Origin of the sequence: Deinococcus sp. Arct2-2, assembly GCF_004801315.1 — a bacterium.
Lineage (GTDB): Bacteria > Deinococcota > Deinococci > Deinococcales > Deinococcaceae > Deinococcus.
Map to the genome: position 1 here is coordinate 37,210 of NZ_SSNW01000012.1, position 17,652 is coordinate 54,861.

Consider the following 17,652-nt stretch of genomic DNA (forward strand, 5'->3'; position numbering starts at 1 on the left):
GCTTTACCCTGGGAGTCTCATGAAGAACATGATCGCTTTGCTCGCTGCCCTGACCCTGACCACCGCCCTGGCCGACAGTGTCAGCACCACCGTTACCATCAACGCCACCGTAGCCAACAGCTGCGTGTTCGACACCGCAGCCACCACCGCTGCCAGCTTCAACTACGTCGCCGCCACCGGCTCCTCCAACGTCGTCAACGGCGCCGCCACCTTGTACTGCAACAAGGGCACCCTGGCCCTGCTGGCCCCTGGTGAAGCCGCCTTGACCTCTCCCATTACCCTCACCAAGACCGGTGGCGACACCCTGCAAGCCACCGTCACCCTGGGCACCAGCAGCGACACCGTGCCGGTTGGGGACGGCACCTACGCCGGCGGCGACAAGCGCGTGTACAGCATCGTCCCCGCGGCTGCCTCGGCGCAGTGGGCTGCCTCGAGTGGCGCGTACACCGGCACCACCACCATCACCGTCACGTTCTAATCCCATGCCCTCAGGCCAGGATGCATCCACCCGCGTCCTGGCCTGAATTGGATCGTCGTCTCCTGAACTGAGCGGTGTTGCCGTTCCCGAGGTCTCTATGCGCTTGTACACACTCCTGCCCGCTGTCCTGCTCCTCTCCGGCCTCAGCCTGGCCGACACCACCTCCGCCCCCGTGCCGGTCAACAGCACCGTGCTCAACAGCTGCGTCTTCAATCTTGAAGGCGCCGCCACCATCGTTATCCCCACCTACAAAGCGGCCGATGTTGCGCCCCTGAGTGGCGAGACGACCGTGGACGTGCTCTGCAACAAGGGCACCCAGCCCTTCACCACCTACTGGGCCAACGAACCCGACTTGAACCTAGCCTTGAAGGCCTCGAACAATGACATCCTGAACGTCACGCTGGGCTACGGCGAGGATCCCGAGGCCCCCACCGCAGGCTTCAACGGCGGCGACCTCTGGAGTTACGTCTTGACCGCCACCCCCGTGGCCGGGCAGTACGGCGCGTCCAGCCAAAATGACTACACCAACACCGCCGATTACATCGTCGCGTTCTGAGCGTCAGGAGTCTTGAGATGAAAACCTACGCTGCGCTCGTCCTGTTGTCCCTCACCCTCGCCGCCTGCTCCCAGCAGGCCACACCCGCCACTCAAGGCACACGTTCCGTGGTAGGCACTACTGGTCAGGGCCAAGCCTTCGCCAACACTCAAGCCGCGCAAGAGGCACAGATCACTGCGGAGCTCAAAGCCCTGGGCCTGGACGGGAGCGTCAGCGCGCAGGCGGTGACCCCTCAGGTGTACTTGAACGTCCTGCCGGTTCCCAGCAGCGACGACAGCGTCCGCGCTTATGTCAAAAGCACGTTCGCCAGCCCAGTAACCTGCTCAGTGACCTGGGGCGACGGCAGCGCGTCCACCAGCGTCGCTTCCCCCACCGTCGGCCGCATCGAAACCAAAGACCACGCCTACGCCACCTTCGGCACTTACACCATCACCGTCACCTGCCGGAACGGCGAGTCTGTTGTTGGTACGCAGAGCATGACCGTTCAGGCCGGCAAGAAAGCCACTGGTGTCACGCTGAACTTTGACGCTCCCGTGGCACCTAACCCCCCAGGGTACAATCTCTACGCCACCTATCAGGAACAGGGCTTTACGTTCTCTGCAGATACAACTGGTTATGATGCTCTAGTTCTATTTTCCGCAGCTGGTTTTGGTGGCTACAACCTTGGGCCGACTCAAGCGCTTAACCCCAATTATGGTGGTGACCGGTTATATCTATCTGCGTCTGACTCAGCGCCATTTACTCTGAAGTCATTTGATTTCAGGCCCCTCAATGGAAGCAACCTGAGCACCACGCTTGTCGGTCTCAAGCAGGACGGCTCGACTCTCACCCTGCCTCTGAACACGACGACTTCCACCAATCAAACGGTAACCCTAGATTCCACCTGGACGAATCTTTCCAAAGTGACCTTCAACGCTGGTAATACTTATATTCTGATCGACAACGTCAACGTTTCTAAATAATCCCGGCTGTAGGAACGCCAGGCCGCTCTGGCTTGGCGTTTCTTTTATTCATCAGGAGTCCTGAAATGAAAATCTATGCTGCGCTCGCCCTGCTTTCCCTCACCCTCGCCGCCTGCTCCCAGCAAGCAGTCATCTCTCCTGACGCGACCACCGCCAAAGCCTCGACTCGCGGAGAGGGCGTCGTCTCTTACCGCACCACAGCTGAAGCGCAGGAAGCGCACGTGTTGACCGAGCTGACCCGTATCGGCATGGGCGCTCAGCTGTCTGCTCAGGCCATCGCCGGTCAGGTGTACCTGAACGTGCTGCCTGTGCCCAGCACCGCCGGGGCTGTCCGGGCCTACGTCAAGTCCACCTTTACCAGTCCCGCTATCTGCTCGGTGACTTGGGGCGATGGCAGCACCGCCACCGCCGTCGCTTCCCCCACCGTGGGCCGCATTGAGACCAAAGATCACCTCTACGCGACCTTCGGCACCTACACCGTGACGGTCACGTGCATGGACGGCGCTACCATCCTTGGACAGCAGAGCATGACCATTCAGGGTGGCGTGCCCGCGAATGATGTCACGCTTGATTTTGAAACACCAGCTGTTTCTGGCCAAGCTCTTTATAACGCGTATGAACAAAACGGTTTTATTGCAACAGCGGGATCCAGTGTTGTTCTTCTTCTTGGAGCCAACAGCCAATACAATCCAACCCCCACGCAAGTAATAAGCCCCGGCAATGCCTCTGATCCTTTGATTGTGACTGCTTCAAATGGACTCCCGTTTACATTGAAGTCATTTGGCTTTGCACCTTACGTCAATACGAACGGCAGCTCTTTTGCTGTTACAGGTCTCAAGCAGGACGGTACAGTTCTGTCCACCACCATCTCCAACAACTCGAGCTCATTGCTCACTCAAAACTTTAGCAACTGGACGAACCTCACCTCGTTCAGGATTGATAACGCAAGTGGCTATTACCTGAATGTTGATAACATCAAACTTTCTCGGTAATTTGCTGTAAGTCCAGTGGGGTCAAGGGTTTCAAGCGTGTTGTTGCAACGCCTCCCACTCGAGATCCCTCCCGGGGACTGTTCCACGCATCAACTTCCCTGACGGCCTTCCAGCGGATCCCTTCCCAAGGTCTCGCCGGAGGGCCGCTGAATCCACTCTGAACTGAATGACCTTCACGGAGTCCACCAAGAGCTGGGTTTCAATTGTCCGCAACTGAACAAGAATTTCTCTCCGTTTCAGCAGGTCGGTATACTCTACAAGACCCGCTGTTGCCGTTTCTGAAATCCACCCTGGAGTCTGCCATGAAGACGTTCCTTTCTGCCCTGTTTCTCCTCACTCTCCCTCCCGCCCTCGCTGCTCAATCCAGCGCGACCATCCCACTGAACATCACCACGCTCAGCAGCTGCGTCTTCGATCAGGCCAACGCCTCGCCCACCATCGATCTGTCGCCCGCCTATCAGGCCGGCCTGGCCAGCACCACCAGCAGCCCGCAAGGTCAGGGGCAGGTGTCGGTCTCGGTGTATTGCAACAAAAACACCCCTGTCTCGCAGCGCACCCTGATCGGTGACACCAGCACTTCTACCCCGAATGCCCATGTCTCGACCAAGCTCACGCAGTTCTCGCCGGGCACCACCGATCAACTCAACGTCGATGCTTGGTTCACCGTCGGCTCTTCTGCCCCCGTGCCCAGTGGGCCGTATAAGGGCGCGACCCGCAGCGTGACGCTGGTCTATGCCGGGTGGCCCGCCACCCCGCAGTTCAATGCGTCCAGCGGGTTTTACACCGGCAGCGTGGCGCTGGTCATCAGCTTTTGACGTCGCTCTGGCGTTTCATGTGGCGCTCTCTCGGGTGCCTCTTTCTGCTGGGATCGGCGGCTCAGGCGGCCTGTATCGTCGGCAGTCCCGTCCTGAGCCCGGTCAGTGCCTACACGTACCAGACCGATGCGGTGCAGGCCGTCGAGGTGCCCTTGCAGTGCGCCCTGAGTGATCAGCCGACCCTGACCTTCAGCTCGCCAGGCGGAACCGTCGACCTGGTTCGCCAGAGGTACTTGGGGGTTCTGACGGCGGGAACCGGGGATCAACTTGAGTACTACATCCCAGACGTCTATGGCACGTCCTTAGATCCAGCGCGCACGTCGTTCCGCTTTCAGGTCATCGTGCCGCGCAACCAGTGGGGCGCATCCAGCCGCAGTTACAGCGGCCCCTTGACCATCACGGTGACGTTTTAGCCAGAGCGCAACCGGTACAACGTATTGCAGAGCCCGCGCGGCGTCCTTGCTGAGCTGCGCCTTTCTTCTGTCCTTCTCTTCTGAGGTGTGCATTCATGCTTGTTCGTCGTTTCCTTTTCTGCGCGCTGCTGGGCTGCTTGGGCCAGGCGTCTGCCGCTACCGTCGTCATCAGTCCCGTCACGCTGGAGATCAACCCGCAGCGGCAAGCGATGGCCATGACCACCCTGGTCAACCAGGGCACCACCCCTCTCGTGTTCAGTGCGTCCCTCCTGCGCTGGACGCAGCAAGACGGGCAGGATGTCAATGTGCCCACCCGGGACGCTGCCGTCAATCCCGCCACCTTTACGATTGCTCCGGGGCGGTCACAGGTGGTGCGGATTGGGCTGCGCGGCAAGTCCAGCGCGCCGGAGACGACCTACCGGTTGTTGCTCCGTCAGGCCCCCACACCGGTGACCCCGGCAGCCACGGGAACAGAGGGGCTGCAGGCGGCGATTACGCCGACGTATGTGTTCAGCTTGCCGTTGTTCGTAACCCAACCCAGCGCTCAGGCGAACGTCAAGACCAGCCTGGAGCGCAGCGCGGCTGGCCTGACTCTGGTGCTGAGCAACAGCGGGACGGCACATGAGGTGTACCGCAACATGTCCACCTCCCTCAATGACCAGCCGCTGAATCTGGGCAGCGTCTACGTGCTGCCGGGGTCAACCATGCGCGTCCCCCTGCCCGCACTTCCCGCAGATCTCAAGACACTGGTGATCCGCTCGACCAACCGGGCGCAGCAAGACCGCGTCGAGACCCTGAATGTCCCGGCACCTTAACGGTCTCCTGACTGCTTTTCTCCTCAGCAGCGCCGTTGCCCAGAGTGCCCCTCCGCCCGCTGCCCCGGTGCCTGAAGAACCGGTTTCTTCTGCACCTGCACTGGTGTGTCCGCCGGACGAGTCGTTCGTCGAAGTGAGGGTTGCCGGGCTCAGCCGGGGCGGGGCCTGGGTTCGCACTGGGGCCGCGGATGGGCGAACCTGGCTGCAGCGCAGCGTCATTCGGGCGGGTGAAGAGGCGTATTTCGATGCGCAGCTAACCTGTGAGGACACCGATCTGGTGCGCCTGAAGCCGGAACTCAGGCTGCAATTTGACCCGGAACAGTTGACGCTGACGTTCGAGCCGCTGCCCAGTCTGCTGGGCAACGCCTCCTTCACGGTGACGGCTCCGGCGGCGGTCCGTTTGCCGACGTTGCCGCTGCTGAATCTGGATTACCAGGTGTCGGGAGGCGCAAACGTTCACGACGCCTCGGACAGCCGGGGGGCGTTCGATACCCGGCTGGAGTACGTGCAGGGAAGCTTTTCCAGTTCCATCGGCGTGCGGGGCGCATTAAAACTCCCGCTGGCCGGAAGCTTGATGCCCTACGCACGGCTGCGCTACCAACCGGACGAAGCCCGGTTCGCGCAGCTGGCCTACAACTTGCCCACCACCCTCAGTCTCTGGCGCGGTTCCTTTCGCGGCGTGCAGGCCGGGTTGAGGGGGGGACAGGTCCGCTACTGGCCGTCGCTGACCTTCGTGTTGCCGCTCGCGTCAGACGTGCGCGTGAGTGTGGATGGGCAGGAACTGCAGCGCAGTCAGTTGGCACCGGGAACGGTCACGCTCCGGGATCTTCCGCTGCGACAGGACAAGGGTTCTATTGTGGTCAGCATCGAGGACGAGACCGGCCAGCGGTCGGTCTCTCAGCCCTACAGCTTCTCGCCCGTCCTGTTGGCACCGGGCAGCTACGTCACGAGACTGGAGGGCGGCTGGCTGGGCGATCAGGTCTACGCAGCCGGGGCAGCGCAGTACGGCTTGACCCCCTCCATGACGCTTGAGGGTGAAGCGGGCGTCAAAGGGGGCGCGGTGCAGGCCAACGTCTGGGCGGTGTTCGCCCCGGTCAATCAAGTGGTGCGGCTGGGGATTGGCACCGACACCTCGGGTGAAACGCGAAAGACGTCCCTGAAAGCCCAGTACCGGTTTGCCATCAATGCCTTCAACTTCGGGGTCGACGCCGAAGTCCCCGTCGAGGGAACACGCGACCCACAGCTCGAACTGGGCCTGCGGTACGCGGCGCCGCGCTTCAATGCCGGACTCACGGGTGGCTACAACACCGCGCAGAACGGCTGGTACGGACGGCTGGACGGCAGCGTGCCGGTCAATGCCCAGCTGAATGTGGCGTCCTTTGTAGCGGTCACGTCGCGCAGTACTCGGGTGGGGATAGGCGTCAACTGGATTCCTCAACCGAACGTGCAGGTGCAGACCAGTGCGGTCGGTGGCCCAGGCAGCCCGGGAGGCGTCAATGCCTCCGTCAACTATCAGCTGAATCCCACCAACCGGATCGGAGCCAGCACCGACTTCCAGAACTTGGCGTTCTCATACCAGTTCCGCGATCAGGTGGAAGTGGATGTGGCGGCCAGCACCCAAGGCGACGTGGGCGTGCAGGTGCAGGGCCGGGCCACCCTGGTTGAGGGCAAACTCTCTTTTGCCGCCTCCTCAGGCAGCCGCCGGTTCATTTTGCTCAAAACCGGGATTCCTGACCTCGGCATCTCGGCAGAAGGGCTGTACCAGGGCCGCACCAATGCCCAAGGTGAATTGCTGCTTTCCGTCCAAGCCAGTTCGGGCAGCCAAATTCAGGTGGATCTGAACACCCTGCCGATCGAAGTCTCGCTGCGGGCCGAGACCCTCGTGATGACGCTGCCGACCGAGGGCGCGGTGGTGATGGACTGGCGGGATAATTTCACCCGCTCGCGCTTCGTGACCTTCGTTCAAGCGGCCGGACAACCGGCGAGTGGGGGCAGCGTGCAGTGGGCCGGGCAAGACCGCATCGATCTCGATGATCAGGGTGAGGGGTTGCTGCCTGCTTTGGCTGAAGCGGTGACCGGGATCCTGACCTTCGAGGACGGGCGCACCTGCCCGGTTCAGATTGGGTCGGCTGCCACCACGGTCACCTGTGATCTTTGACCGCTGTTCGAGGAGGGCCAGACGACGGCAAGACTCGGCGGGCGTGTGAGTGAACCGAAAGACGCCCACCGCATCGGGGCCTGCCTCGTCTCCCGTCCCCTCCATTCCGAACCCTCGCTCGGTCGCTGAGTTCACATGGAACATAGACACCATGCTGGGCCAGATCGATACACGTCTCAGGAGACGCCGCCTTGACCGTCCCGACGCACTCGTCCGACTTGCTCGTCACTCTACCCGCTCCTGCCCAAGCAACTTCTGCTGACGATGACACTGCCGCCCCTTCCCCTCGCTACGTCCTGCATCAGCGCACCCGCGAGTTGGTCGATACCGTGATCCCCCGGCTGATCCTGACCTTTGCCAGCGCCGCGGACAGCGCCTTGATGGCCAGCATCGTGGCACATGCCAACGACCATGAGACTCAGCAGCAGCATTTGGAGGCGCTCAGAGAAGAACTCATCGCGCACTACGCCGATCAAGTGGCGGCCCTGACCCTCCAAGAACTGCTTGAGGCGCACGCCCTTCTCCCCTTTGGCTCAGGCGCACCCACGTCACCTCTCTGACTTTATTGGCTGGGAAACCTTTGTTGACGTCGCAAGCCATAACCATTGATTCCTGTCTCGTTGTTTTGAACCCTCGAGCTGGAAGGTGAACCCCCCCTTAGAGGTGGGGACAAGAGCTGTTGCGCTCCCCTTGAGGGGGGCTGGCTGCGGAGCAGACTGGGGATTCACACGGAGTCGTCAACGCTCAACGCTTGCCGAGCTGAGCGATCAGTGGCTGTCGCTCAGATCTACAGGAATCGATGGATGAGGTGAGCTGACCTGTGTTAGCCAGCATATTCAATTCGGAAGGATGTCTCGATCTCCACAAGCCATCACCATAACTTAAACTTGACTAATCCACTCAGGTTAATTAACTTAGGGGCGTGAACCGACTTGTCCTCCTCGGCATGCTGGCCCTGTTGCCTGCTGCCTCTGCCCAAACCCTGACCCTCAACCACGATGAGGGCGTCACCCGCATCAAGAAAAATCCCCAACGGGTCGTGGTCATGGACGAGGAGGCGCTGGGCTGGATGTTCGCGCTGGGGCTGGGAGACCGCGTGGTGGGCTTGGCGAGCAGCTACCTGTCGCCCACCGACATCAGCGGCGGCAAGCTGAAGCCGAGCGTGCTGAAGGAAGGTTTTTATGCGCGTGGCAAGCTGAACAATCCCAGTTTCGTGGGCAGTTGGACGGCCCCCAATTTGGAAACGATCTTGGCCCTCAAGCCTGACCTGATCGTGCGCCTGACGTGGGACGGCAACCAGAATTACGACAAACTCAGCAAGATTGCCCCTACCGCCGGTTACCAAGAGGGCGGACAGGGCTTTTGGCAAAAGGGGCTGCGTGACTTGGCCCGCGTGTTCGGCAAGCAGGTGCAGGCCGAGCAGATCATCAAGCAGGCCGCAGATGTGAACCGCGCCGCTTCCCGCAAGTTGCGGGCGGCAGGCGTGTTCAAAAAGTACGACAAAGTGGTGGTGCTGGCCCCCTTCAGCGGCGGAAGCACTTGGGCGTACAGCCGGGTGCGGCTCATCGACGACCTGCGCTCCTTGGGCTTCAAAAACGGCCTGAAGATCGGCACGGCGACGCTGGGCATCGGGGCACAGATCAGCGATGAGGCGCTGCTGGGGATCGACAAGAAGACGTTGGTGGTGCTGTTTCCTCCCGGCGGCCAATTCAACGGCGCGGACGCTTTTCTGAAGACGCCGGTGGGCCAGCGCCTCAAGGATCAGAGCGTGCTGTACGTTCCCGAAGCCTTCAGCCCGTACTCTGGCCCGTTGGTGTCCATTCGCAACAGCACCGAAATGACGCGGCTGATTCTGGACAAGTTGAAGTGACCGTGACCCGTCCGGCCCGCTTGGCTCCAGCCCGCTCAGCTCTGTGCGCCGACGCCTCACGGGCTGCGGGCGAAGACCCGATTGGCACCGCCCCGCACTGGCAAGAAGTCACGGTGTTGGAACTGGACGTGCCGATGTGGGCGCGGCTGCGCGACGCGGCGAACTGGACGCCTGAACAACAGGGCGTCTTCGAGCGGCTGCGCGGCAAAGTCGAGGCTTCCGGTGCCGGGTTCGGCCTGCTGATGAGCGCCCCGGCTTCCCCCAATCAGCCGTTGCAGGTGCGGCACTACCGACTGGGGAAAGGCGGCTTCCAGCGGAGCGATTACCAGTCGGCGCATCCTCAGAGCGGCTGGGCACACGGCCTGATCGACACGTTGCTGGAACCGCAGAACCTGAGCGGCTGGCAGCGCGTGGAGCGTCCTTCCTCTGGCAGCGATATTCACGTGTGCACGCACGGCACAGTGGACGCGTCTTGCGGGCGCTACGGGGTGCCCGTGTACGCCGCGTTGCAGGCCGCTGGACTGCGGAGCTGGCGCACTGGGCATTTCGGCGGTCACCGCTTCGCCGCCACTGCCGTCGATCTTCCCAGCGGGTATCTGTGGGCGCACCTGACCCCCGAACTGGCCGTGCAGGTGGCCCGCCGCGAGGTTCATCCTGCCGAAGTGGCCGGACACCTGCGCGGTTTTGCGGGATTGCCCCCGCTGGCACAGGTGCTGGACCGCGAACTGCTGGTGCGTTCCGGCTGGAATTGGCTGCGGGCACAGCGCCGGGCCGAAGTGGACGGCGAGAACGTCACGCTTCAGTTCGATCTGGACGGCGTGCAGGGGGTGGCCCGCGCACACGTTCGGCCCGCCCCTTCCCTCCAGCTTCCCGGCTCCAGCCACACCCCCGATTTGGGCGACGTGCGGCAGTGGCATCTGGGGGAGGTGAGCCTAGACCTGCTGGCGGAAACACAGGTCACGGTTTGACGGCGAACGCTGTGCGCAAAGCGGGTCTGCCCCAGTCCGGACGGGTGCTGATCTTTACCGGTGCGTGGCTGCTGCTGCTGCTGGCGCTCCTCGCTTCTTTGGCCCTGGGGGCCAGCGAAATTCCCCTGACGCGGGTGGCCCAGCTGCTCTTTGCCCCCGACGACAGCACCGACAGCTTGGTAGTTCATGCGTTGCGGCTGCCGCGCACACTGGTGGCAGGCTTGGCCGGAGCGGCGCTGGCCGTGTCGGGGCTGCTGCTTCAGGGCGTGACCCGCAATCCACTGGCCGATCCGGGCATTCTGGGGGTAGAGGCGGGTGGAGCCTGCGCCATTTTGGTGATGGTGGTCTTCTTTCCTGCCGCCCCCAGTGTGCTGTTCGTGCCTGCCGCCTTTCTGGGCGGGGTGCTGGCAGCGGCGGCGGCCTACAGCGCGGCACACAGTGCAGCCAACAGTGCGGGCCTGACTCCGCTGCGGCTCGCGCTGGCCGGGGTAGCGGTGGCGTCGTTGCTGGGCGCGGCCACCCGCTCGGTGCAGATTTTGTTCGAAACCCGCGCCCAAGGCGCACTCTTCGCGCTGTCCGGCTCGGTGGCGGGGCGCACTTGGGAGCAGCTATGGCAGGTTGCGCCGTGGCTGGGGCTGGGGCTGGTGTTGGCCCTGCTGTTCGCCGCCCGCGTGAATGTCTTGGCGCTGGGTGAGGACATTGCGAGCAGTTTGGGGGCCAGAACCGCCCGCGACAGCGCGGTTCTCACGGCGCTGGGCGTGGTATTGGCCGCCGGTTCAGTCAGCGTGGTGGGGCCGATTGGGTTCGTGGGCCTCCTTGTTCCGCACGCTGCCCGCGCCCTCGTAGGGGCCGATCACCGCCTGAGCCTGCCGCTCACGGCCCTGTTGGGTGCAGCCTTTTTGATCTTGGCCGACGTCGCCGCCCGCGTCGTTGACCGCCCCGCCGAAACCCCGGTGGGCATTCTGGTGGCCGCTGCCGGAGCGCCGTTTTTCGTGCTGCTGGCGCGGCGCATCGGGCGCAGGGCTTAGCCCTCGTCCTTCAAACGTTCTCCCCCGCCGAGGTGCGCTATGAAGTCTCGTTCCCCCCTGAAAACAACACTCTTGACCCTGTCTGCCCTCGCCCTCCTTTCCTCCGCCCTAGCCCTGACCGTGAAACACGGGCGCGGGACGCTGGAACTTGCCGCCCCGGTCAAACGTGTGGTGGAGCTGGAATACTCGTTCCTAGACACGCTGCTGGCGCTGGGGATTACCCCGGTGGGCGGCGCACTGGGAACGCAGGGGGGAGACCGGGGAGCGCCGCCCTATCTGCGCGCCCGCACAGCCAACATCCCCGCAACGGGCAGCCGCGCCCAGCCCAGTTTGGAAACCATCGCCGCCCTGCGCCCGCAATTGATCCTTGCCGACGCCTTCGTGCAGGGCGAGATCTATCCGCAACTGGCGAAACTGGCCCCCACCGCTGCTTTTCAGAGTCGGCGCGGCAGCTTAGACGATCTGAACGCGCAGACATTGGCGATCGGGCGATTGGTGGGCCGCGAAGCCGCAGCAAAGCAGGTGCTGGCTGACCAGCAAGGCCTGATCCTGAAGGCCAGAACCTTGGCGAAAAAGAATGCTCCCCCGTTCGTCGCGGCGGTGGCGACGCCGCTCTCCTTGACGGTGCACACCGATCAGAGCTTCGTGGGCAGCTTTCTAGAGGGGCTGGGGCGCAGGAATGCGCTGAGTCCCAAGGGCGATCAAACCCAGTACGAACTTTCGCTGGAGGGGCTGGTGGCCCTGAACCCGCAGATACTGGTGCTGTTCACCGCGCCCGATGAAACGCCCATAACCGAGCAGTGGAAGGAAAGCCCGCTGTGGCAAAAGCTCAGCGCCGTACAGCTGGGCCGCGTATATGTGTTTGACCGCGACAACTGGACGCGGGGCCGGGGGCCACTGGCCCTGAAACTGATGGTGGCACAGGCGATTGAAAGCCGCCTGTTGGTGGCTGCCGCGCCGCCCGCCGCCTACAGCGACAAGAAATGAGGAGAGGAGTGGTTGCCGCGTGACTGTCCCGTTTTCTCCCCGCTTCACCAGTGCCCGCGCCCTGCTGGTGGCCGGGATTCTGGCGACGCTGACCATGCTGCTGAGCGTGTTGGCACTGGGGTTGGGCGCGGTAGCCACCCCGGCGGCACAGGTTTGGGCGGCGCTGTGGGGCGGCGGCGATAGCCTGACCCGGCAACTGGTGCTGGAGTTGCGGCTGCCGCGTGTGGGCGTCTCGCTGCTGTGCGGCGCGATGTTCGCGGCGTCCGGCGCGGTGATGCAGGGCGTGATCCGCAATCCGCTGGCCTCGCCAGACCTGATCGGCGTGGGGGCGGGGGCGGGGCTGGCGGCCACCGTGTTTTTGCTGGCTTGGCCCGCCGCGCCGCCGGGCGGGTTGCCTTGGGCCGCGCTGGCCGGAGCGTGGGGCGGCTTCGGCTTGGTGCTGCTGCTCTCGCGCGACTGGGGTGGGGCAGACGGATTACCTCCGGTGCGGCTGGCACTGGTGGGCGTGGCGGTGTCGGCGGCGCTGGGCGCAGTTCAGCACTTGGTGCTGGTGCGTGCCCCCGACGGCTTGGGTTCGGCGCTGACCTTCCTGACGGGCACGGTGTACGGCGCGGACGCCGAGCGACTGTGGCGCGTGCTGCCCTGGGCGCTGGTGCTGCTGCCCGCCTCGCTGCTGCTGTCGCGCACGCTGGACGTGCTGAATCTGGGCGAGGATTTGGCAACCGGGCTGGGAACGCGGGTCAATCCTGCCCGCCTGCTCTCGCTGGGCGTGGGCGTCGCGCTGGCCGGAGCCGCCGTGACCGGGGCAGGCCTGCTGGGCTTCGTGGGCTTGCTGGCTCCGCACCTCGCTCGGCTGCTGGTGGGCGCAAAGCACGCACGGACGCTGCCGGTGAGTCTGCTGCTGGGAGCGTTGCTGGTGCTGGCCGCCGACACCTTGGGCCGCACACTGCTGCCGCCGCTTGAAGTTCCGGCAGGGCTGTTGACCACGCTGGTAGGCGCACCGTATTTCCTGTATCTGCTCAGAAGGAGCGCATGAACCGCCCAGAAGACCTCGCCTCACCGCTGTCCACCCACGATCTGAAGCTGGCCTACGGCACGTCTGTCATCGTGCCGCACCTGAATCTGAGCCTCAAGGCCGGGCAGGTGACCAGTATCATCGGCCCCAACGGCTGCGGCAAAAGCACGGTGCTGCGGGCGTTGGCGCGGCTGCGGCCTGTCAGCGGGGGGAACGTGACGCTGTACGGTCAGGCGCTGCACAGCCTGCCCAGCAAGGAAGTGGCGCGGCGGCTGGCGATGTTGCCGCAGGGGCCGGTTGCCCCCGAAGGTCTGTCGGTGGAGGAACTGGTCTGGTTTGGCCGCCACCCGCATCAGGGCCGCTTCCCGGTGCGCCGTCCGGAAGACCGCGAGGCGGTGGCGTGGGCGCTGTCCCAGACGGGCATGACCATCTTCGGCCGCCGCCCGCTGGAAGCCCTCTCCGGCGGGCAGCGGCAGCGGGCATGGATCGCCATGAGCTTGGCCCAGCAAACCGAAATCTTGCTGCTGGATGAACCCACCACGTACCTGGACTTGTCGCACCAGTTGGAGGTGTTGCAATTGGCCCAGCGCCTGAACCGTGAGCAGGGCAAAACGGTGGTGATGGTGCTGCACGACCTGAATCAAGCGGTGCGCTACAGCGATGAGATCATCGCCATGCGGGACGGCGAGGTCTACGCCCAAGGCCGCCCGGAAGACGTGCTGACGCCAGCCTTGCTGACCGACGTGTTCGGCCTCAAGGCCCACCTTCTGAGTGACCCGGACACGGGCAGGCCGTACATCATTCCGTATGCGTTGACGCGCTGAAAGGCGTACTTTATGCCAGCACCGGGTCAACGCCCTTGCCGCCGTCTCATCCGAGCGGACTTGCCATGCTGCGAAACGGACGGGCAGCTTTTACCCCTACCCAGCTAAACGATCCTGCACTTTCGCCCTTTCTGTGGGCGGTGGATGGTATGAATACAGGTATGCACAAACTGATTCCGGCGATTTTATTGGTGGCCTGCACTTCGGTGGAGGCCGCGTCTTACACGCTTCCCGTCAACTTGGGACGAATCAGCAACCCAAAGATCTTGCAAGCCGCCCAAACACTGGAACGCCCGGCGTTGACTGCGGCGCAAACAGCCGCCCTGAGCCGGAACGGATTCGTGATCACGCCTGCGAAGTGGCGGCAGTTCGACGCGGCGTATGAGGCCTACCGGTACGCGGATCAGCCCGTCTTCGTGACCACCGACAGCATGCTGCACATCTATCATCTGGTGTTCGACAAGGTGCTGCGTGACCTCGAACGCCAGTCTCTCGCTCCAGCCCTCAAGCGCATGACGGCGCTGCTGGTCGCGGACGCCGTGAGGCAGCACGCGAACCTGAAGGGCACGGCGCTGGAACGTGACGCCCTGAACGCCTTGGCGTACCTCGCGGTGGCCCAACGGTTGATCGACCCGGCTGCGGCGACGCCCGCTTCTGTGCAGCAACTGGTGACGGCGGAACTCAGGAGCATTGACGCCCATGCTGGCCCAAGCCTGTCCAGTATTTTCAGTGGCAGCCAGATGACCGAGGACTACTCGCAGTATGTGCCGCGCGGGCATTACACCCGGAGCGAGACCTTCAAACGGTATTTCCGCAGCATGATGTGGCTGGGCCGTATCAATCTGCGTGCCCAGAACGCCAGCGAGACACGCACAGCGGCCCTGCTGACCCACCTGATCACGCAAAACGGAGAGGCGCAGAAGCTCTGGGCACGGCTCTATGATCCGACTGCTCTGCTGGTGGGCAAAAGCGACGATCTGGATTACCGTCAGTACGCGGCGGCGCTGAAGCAGGTGACAGGCGGAACCGTTCGTCGGCTTGCAGACGCGGGAACGCTGCAAGCCCTTCAGAACGCCCTGTTCAAATTGCCCCCGCCTCAGGTCAACAGCGTGTTTGTGGTGGCTCAACCCGGTGAGGGCAGAGAAGTGCGTGACCGTGAGACGCTGGGCTTCCGCCTGATGGGCCAGCGGTTTACCCTAGACGGCGCGGCCCTGCAACGCTTGGTGTACCGCGAGGTCGGCACCCAAAATGAGCCGCGCCTGCTTCCCAAAGGGCTTGACCTGTTGGCTGGCTTAGGCAGCAACGCCGCCCTGAACATCCTGCGGGCGATGGGCGAGAGCAACTACGCGAACTACGACGCGCAGATGACCAAAGTCCGGGCCAGTTTTGCGGCGCTCAAACCTGCCGACTGGAACACCAGCGTGTACAGCGGTTGGATCTACACGCTGCAAGGTTTGGCGAAACCTGACCCGCGCGATGACCGCTACCCCGCCTTCATGCGCACACCGGCTTGGACGCGCAAGGAACTCTTGACCGCTCTGGGGTCGTGGACAGAGTTGAAGCACGACACCATTTTGTACGCCAAGCAAGTTATGGCCGAAATGGGTTCAGGCGGCGAAGAACCCAAGTATCCTCGGGCCTTCGTGGAACCCAATCCGGCGGTGTGGAGCAGGTTGGCAACTCTGGAAGCGCTGACCCGCACCGTCTTGCAACGTCAGGGCCTCCTGTCGCCAGAGGCGCGGTTCCGCTTAGACGAACTGCGCGACATGCTGGCCCTGCTGACCCAGGCCACCACCGCCCAACTGAGCGGCCAACTCCTTTCCCGCGACGACAATGACCGCTTGCATTTCTACGGCGGCTGGCTGGAACAGATGAAGATGTCCAGCACGGACGCCGAAGGCGAGGAAGGAAACAGCAGCCAATTGGATGAAAACGCTATGGCCGCCGTCGTCGCAGACGTCGCCACAGCAGGAACGACGGCCCTAGAAGAAGGCACTGGCTTTATTCAGGATCTGTACGCCGTAGTGCCCGACTGGAACGGCGGCCTGCAAGTCGCGCACGGCGGCGTGTACAGCCAGTACGAGTTCACGGTGCCGAGCAGCAACCGCCTCACCGACGAAGCGTGGAAAGTCAGACTGACCAAGGGACAGGTTCCGCCCACGCACTCTTGGCTGGACGGCATCGTGGTGAAGTGATCCACCCTGACCTGCGCCACGTGGGCAGGAGCTTGGCCGCCTGCCTTCTGGCTGTGGGACTGACTTCGGGTGGCCGGGAGGCTCCACCCTTCACACTGGTGCTGGCTGGAGATATCAATCTGGCTCGCGGCGCAGCTAGGGCGCAGGATCAGCACTGGCCGGACACATTCGGCGCAGTGCGGGAAGTCTTTCAGGGGGACTTGGTGCTGGCAAACCTAGAATCGCCCCTCACCGATCAGCCGAAAGTCACCGCCGGCATCGACCTGCGTGCCCCGCTGGCCGCTGTGCAGGCGCTCACCCCGTTTACGCATCTGAGTGTGGAGAACAACCACGCGCTTGACGGCGGCGAGCGGGGTCAGCATCAAAACATGCTCCTACTGAGGGCGCAACAATTGACGCCTGTGACCAGACAGCCTGTGGTTCAGAGTTTTCGGGGCCTGAACGTGGCGCTTTTGTCGTACCTCGACGACGGTTCACCGCCTCCACTGGCGCAGGTGCAGGCTGCCCGACAGCAAGCCCACATAGTCATCGTGATGCCGCACTGGGGCGCGGAATACAACGCCGTGACCACCCGGCAACGCACGCAGGCGAGGCTGCTGGCTCAGGCAGGCGCAACGCTGATCGTCGGGAGCGGGCCGCACGTCCTGCAAGGCCACGAGCGCATCGGAGACACCTTGGTGCTGTACAGCCTCGGCAACTTGCTGTTCGATCAGCCGTACCCGGAAGCGTGGTTGGGCGCGGTGGTGCGCGTGCAATTCAGGGGCGCACAGGTGGGAGGGACACAGGTGAAGGGCACACAGCTGTCGGCCTGCGCCGTGCCGACCTTAACTCGGTCTGGACGCGTTGCGCTGGCCCAAGGGCTGAACTTCCAGAAAGCGCTGTCGCGTTTGAACCTCCAGAGTTGCCCGAAGCAAGGGCGAATGTGACTGGAAGCAGCATCAGACTGACCCGGAGAAATCCTGCTAACCAGCCCAAGTTGCGCGTGTTTCGCCCAGTCTGCCGTTCGATCTTCCTCGGCGCTCTGGCCTGCCTGTCTTGGGCAAGGGCGGGAGGCGGGGAAACGCCTGTGCAGCGCTGCCTCTCCCTCCACCTCCCCGCCACGTGGGAGGTGCGCTCCGGTGCCTATGCCGATGTGACGGGCGACGGTTCGCCGGAATGCGTGCTGAGCGTCTGGCGGCCTTGGCAGGACTGGCCCATCGCCCGCTGGACGGCGCGTCCGACCCCCATTATCCGCAACCGGGATGCTCAGGGGGCCAGCTCGCATATCGCTGTGCTGAAACTCCTGCAAGACGGCGCGTTCCGCTCTGTTTGGATGGGCAGCGCTCTCTTTCAGCCCGTCACTGCGCTTAAGATTCTGCCGGATGGCACGCTCGCCACGCTGGAAACCACCTATCGGCGGGGCAGATACGGCGCTGGTGTGGCCCAGAGTTATTGGAAATGGACAGGATTTGGCTTCGGCCTTCTGAGACGCGAACTTGTGCAGCCTGACACGCTGCGGCGGACTCCAAGCGAGTTGGGGAAGCGGAGGACAAAAGAGCCGTGAACGCGCTTCGGTGGTGCGGCCCTTGCGGGAACT

Annotated in this window: 18 protein-coding genes; all 18 read left to right on the plus strand. The window is 63.5% G+C overall.

The annotated features are described in order from the left end of the window. Window positions 1–28: 28 nt before the first annotated feature. The 18 genes from E7T06_RS07705 to E7T06_RS07790 all read left to right on the plus strand — a co-directional run bounded on the left by E7T06_RS07705 (window position 29) and on the right by E7T06_RS07790 (window position 17,619). Window positions 29–478 (plus strand): hypothetical protein, encoded by a 450-nt coding sequence (locus E7T06_RS07705; protein ID WP_136365251.1) that lies wholly within the window; start codon window positions 29–31, stop codon window positions 476–478. 97 nt (window positions 479–575) lie between these two features. Continuing rightward, window positions 576–1,034 (plus strand): hypothetical protein, encoded by a 459-nt coding sequence (locus E7T06_RS07710; RefSeq protein ID WP_136365252.1) that lies wholly within the window; start codon window positions 576–578, stop codon window positions 1,032–1,034. A 17-nt stretch (window positions 1,035–1,051) separates the two neighbouring features. Beyond that, complete coding sequence (locus E7T06_RS07715; protein ID WP_136365253.1) at window positions 1,052–1,996, plus strand: PKD domain-containing protein; 945 nt, start codon at window positions 1,052–1,054, stop codon at window positions 1,994–1,996. 65 nt (window positions 1,997–2,061) lie between these two features. Then, window positions 2,062–2,988: a hypothetical protein gene (locus E7T06_RS07720; RefSeq protein ID WP_136365254.1), complete on the plus strand. Its 927-nt coding sequence runs from the start codon at window positions 2,062–2,064 to the stop codon at window positions 2,986–2,988. 302 nt (window positions 2,989–3,290) lie between these two features. Then, window positions 3,291–3,803, plus strand: coding sequence for a hypothetical protein (locus E7T06_RS07725; RefSeq protein WP_136365255.1), 513 nt, complete (start codon window positions 3,291–3,293; stop codon window positions 3,801–3,803). Between the two features lie 17 nt (window positions 3,804–3,820). Beyond that, the gene (locus tag E7T06_RS07730) at window positions 3,821–4,216 is read left to right on the plus strand and encodes a hypothetical protein (RefSeq protein ID WP_136365256.1); all 396 of its coding nucleotides are present in this window, start codon (window positions 3,821–3,823) and stop codon (window positions 4,214–4,216) included. Window positions 4,217–4,311: 95 nt separating this feature from the next. After that, complete coding sequence (locus tag E7T06_RS07735) at window positions 4,312–5,031, plus strand: fimbria/pilus periplasmic chaperone (RefSeq protein ID WP_136365257.1); 720 nt, start codon at window positions 4,312–4,314, stop codon at window positions 5,029–5,031. Beyond that, complete coding sequence (locus tag E7T06_RS07740) at window positions 5,015–7,189, plus strand: fimbria/pilus outer membrane usher protein (protein WP_136365258.1); 2,175 nt, start codon at window positions 5,015–5,017, stop codon at window positions 7,187–7,189. The genes E7T06_RS07735 and E7T06_RS07740 overlap by 17 nt, the downstream gene beginning before the upstream one ends. A gap of 191 nt (window positions 7,190–7,380) precedes the next feature. Beyond that, on the plus strand, window positions 7,381–7,749 hold the full coding sequence (locus tag E7T06_RS07745) for a hypothetical protein (RefSeq protein ID WP_136365259.1): 369 nt from the start codon (window positions 7,381–7,383) through the stop codon (window positions 7,747–7,749). Between the two features lie 386 nt (window positions 7,750–8,135). After that, window positions 8,136–9,059: an ABC transporter substrate-binding protein gene (locus E7T06_RS07750; protein WP_136365308.1), complete on the plus strand. Its 924-nt coding sequence runs from the start codon at window positions 8,136–8,138 to the stop codon at window positions 9,057–9,059. A 2-nt stretch (window positions 9,060–9,061) separates the two neighbouring features. Then, window positions 9,062–10,027 (plus strand): sucrase ferredoxin, encoded by a 966-nt coding sequence (locus tag E7T06_RS07755; protein WP_240740904.1) that lies wholly within the window; start codon window positions 9,062–9,064, stop codon window positions 10,025–10,027. A 44-nt stretch (window positions 10,028–10,071) separates the two neighbouring features. Next, complete coding sequence (locus tag E7T06_RS07760) at window positions 10,072–11,055, plus strand: iron ABC transporter permease (RefSeq protein ID WP_136365310.1); 984 nt, start codon at window positions 10,072–10,074, stop codon at window positions 11,053–11,055. A 39-nt stretch (window positions 11,056–11,094) separates the two neighbouring features. After that, window positions 11,095–12,042, plus strand: coding sequence for an iron-siderophore ABC transporter substrate-binding protein (locus E7T06_RS07765; RefSeq protein ID WP_136365260.1), 948 nt, complete (start codon window positions 11,095–11,097; stop codon window positions 12,040–12,042). 94 nt (window positions 12,043–12,136) lie between these two features. Next, window positions 12,137–13,078 carry an iron ABC transporter permease gene (locus E7T06_RS07770; protein WP_136365311.1) on the plus strand — a complete coding sequence of 314 codons (942 nt, stop codon included), beginning with the start codon at window positions 12,137–12,139 and terminating at the stop codon, window positions 13,076–13,078. Then, complete coding sequence (locus E7T06_RS07775; protein ID WP_136365261.1) at window positions 13,075–13,881, plus strand: ABC transporter ATP-binding protein; 807 nt, start codon at window positions 13,075–13,077, stop codon at window positions 13,879–13,881. The genes E7T06_RS07770 and E7T06_RS07775 overlap by 4 nt, the downstream gene beginning before the upstream one ends. Window positions 13,882–14,030: 149 nt before the next feature. Beyond that, complete coding sequence (locus tag E7T06_RS07780; protein WP_240740905.1) at window positions 14,031–16,076, plus strand: DUF3160 domain-containing protein; 2,046 nt, start codon at window positions 14,031–14,033, stop codon at window positions 16,074–16,076. After that, window positions 16,073–17,002, plus strand: coding sequence for a CapA family protein (locus E7T06_RS07785; protein WP_136365263.1), 930 nt, complete (start codon window positions 16,073–16,075; stop codon window positions 17,000–17,002). Before E7T06_RS07780 ends, E7T06_RS07785 begins: the two co-directional genes overlap by 4 nt. 140 nt (window positions 17,003–17,142) lie before the next feature. Continuing rightward, window positions 17,143–17,619, plus strand: a complete 477-nt coding sequence (locus E7T06_RS07790) for a hypothetical protein (RefSeq protein ID WP_205750850.1) — start codon at window positions 17,143–17,145, stop codon at window positions 17,617–17,619. Window positions 17,620–17,652: the final 33 nt, after the last annotated feature.

What these genes read in the sequence shown, in the direction of transcription:
- E7T06_RS07705 (WP_136365251.1), top strand. Translation starts at nt 29, where the DNA reads ATGATCGCTTTGCTCGCTGCCCTGACCCTGACCACCGCCCTGGCCGAC.
- E7T06_RS07710 (WP_136365252.1), top strand. Translation starts at nt 576, where the DNA reads ATGCGCTTGTACACACTCCTGCCCGCTGTCCTGCTCCTCTCCGGCCTC.
- E7T06_RS07715 (WP_136365253.1), top strand. Translation starts at nt 1,052, where the DNA reads ATGAAAACCTACGCTGCGCTCGTCCTGTTGTCCCTCACCCTCGCCGCC.
- E7T06_RS07720 (WP_136365254.1), top strand. Translation starts at nt 2,062, where the DNA reads ATGAAAATCTATGCTGCGCTCGCCCTGCTTTCCCTCACCCTCGCCGCC.
- E7T06_RS07725 (WP_136365255.1), top strand. Translation starts at nt 3,291, where the DNA reads ATGAAGACGTTCCTTTCTGCCCTGTTTCTCCTCACTCTCCCTCCCGCC.
- E7T06_RS07730 (WP_136365256.1), top strand. Translation starts at nt 3,821, where the DNA reads ATGTGGCGCTCTCTCGGGTGCCTCTTTCTGCTGGGATCGGCGGCTCAG.
- E7T06_RS07735 (WP_136365257.1), top strand. Translation starts at nt 4,312, where the DNA reads ATGCTTGTTCGTCGTTTCCTTTTCTGCGCGCTGCTGGGCTGCTTGGGC.
- E7T06_RS07740 (WP_136365258.1), top strand. Translation starts at nt 5,015, where the DNA reads ATGTCCCGGCACCTTAACGGTCTCCTGACTGCTTTTCTCCTCAGCAGC.
- E7T06_RS07750 (WP_136365308.1), top strand. Translation starts at nt 8,136, where the DNA reads ATGCTGGCCCTGTTGCCTGCTGCCTCTGCCCAAACCCTGACCCTCAAC.
- E7T06_RS07765 (WP_136365260.1), top strand. Translation starts at nt 11,095, where the DNA reads ATGAAGTCTCGTTCCCCCCTGAAAACAACACTCTTGACCCTGTCTGCC.
- E7T06_RS07770 (WP_136365311.1), top strand. Translation starts at nt 12,137, where the DNA reads ATGCTGCTGAGCGTGTTGGCACTGGGGTTGGGCGCGGTAGCCACCCCG.
- E7T06_RS07775 (WP_136365261.1), top strand. Translation starts at nt 13,075, where the DNA reads ATGAACCGCCCAGAAGACCTCGCCTCACCGCTGTCCACCCACGATCTG.
- E7T06_RS07780 (WP_240740905.1), top strand. Translation starts at nt 14,031, where the DNA reads ATGAATACAGGTATGCACAAACTGATTCCGGCGATTTTATTGGTGGCC.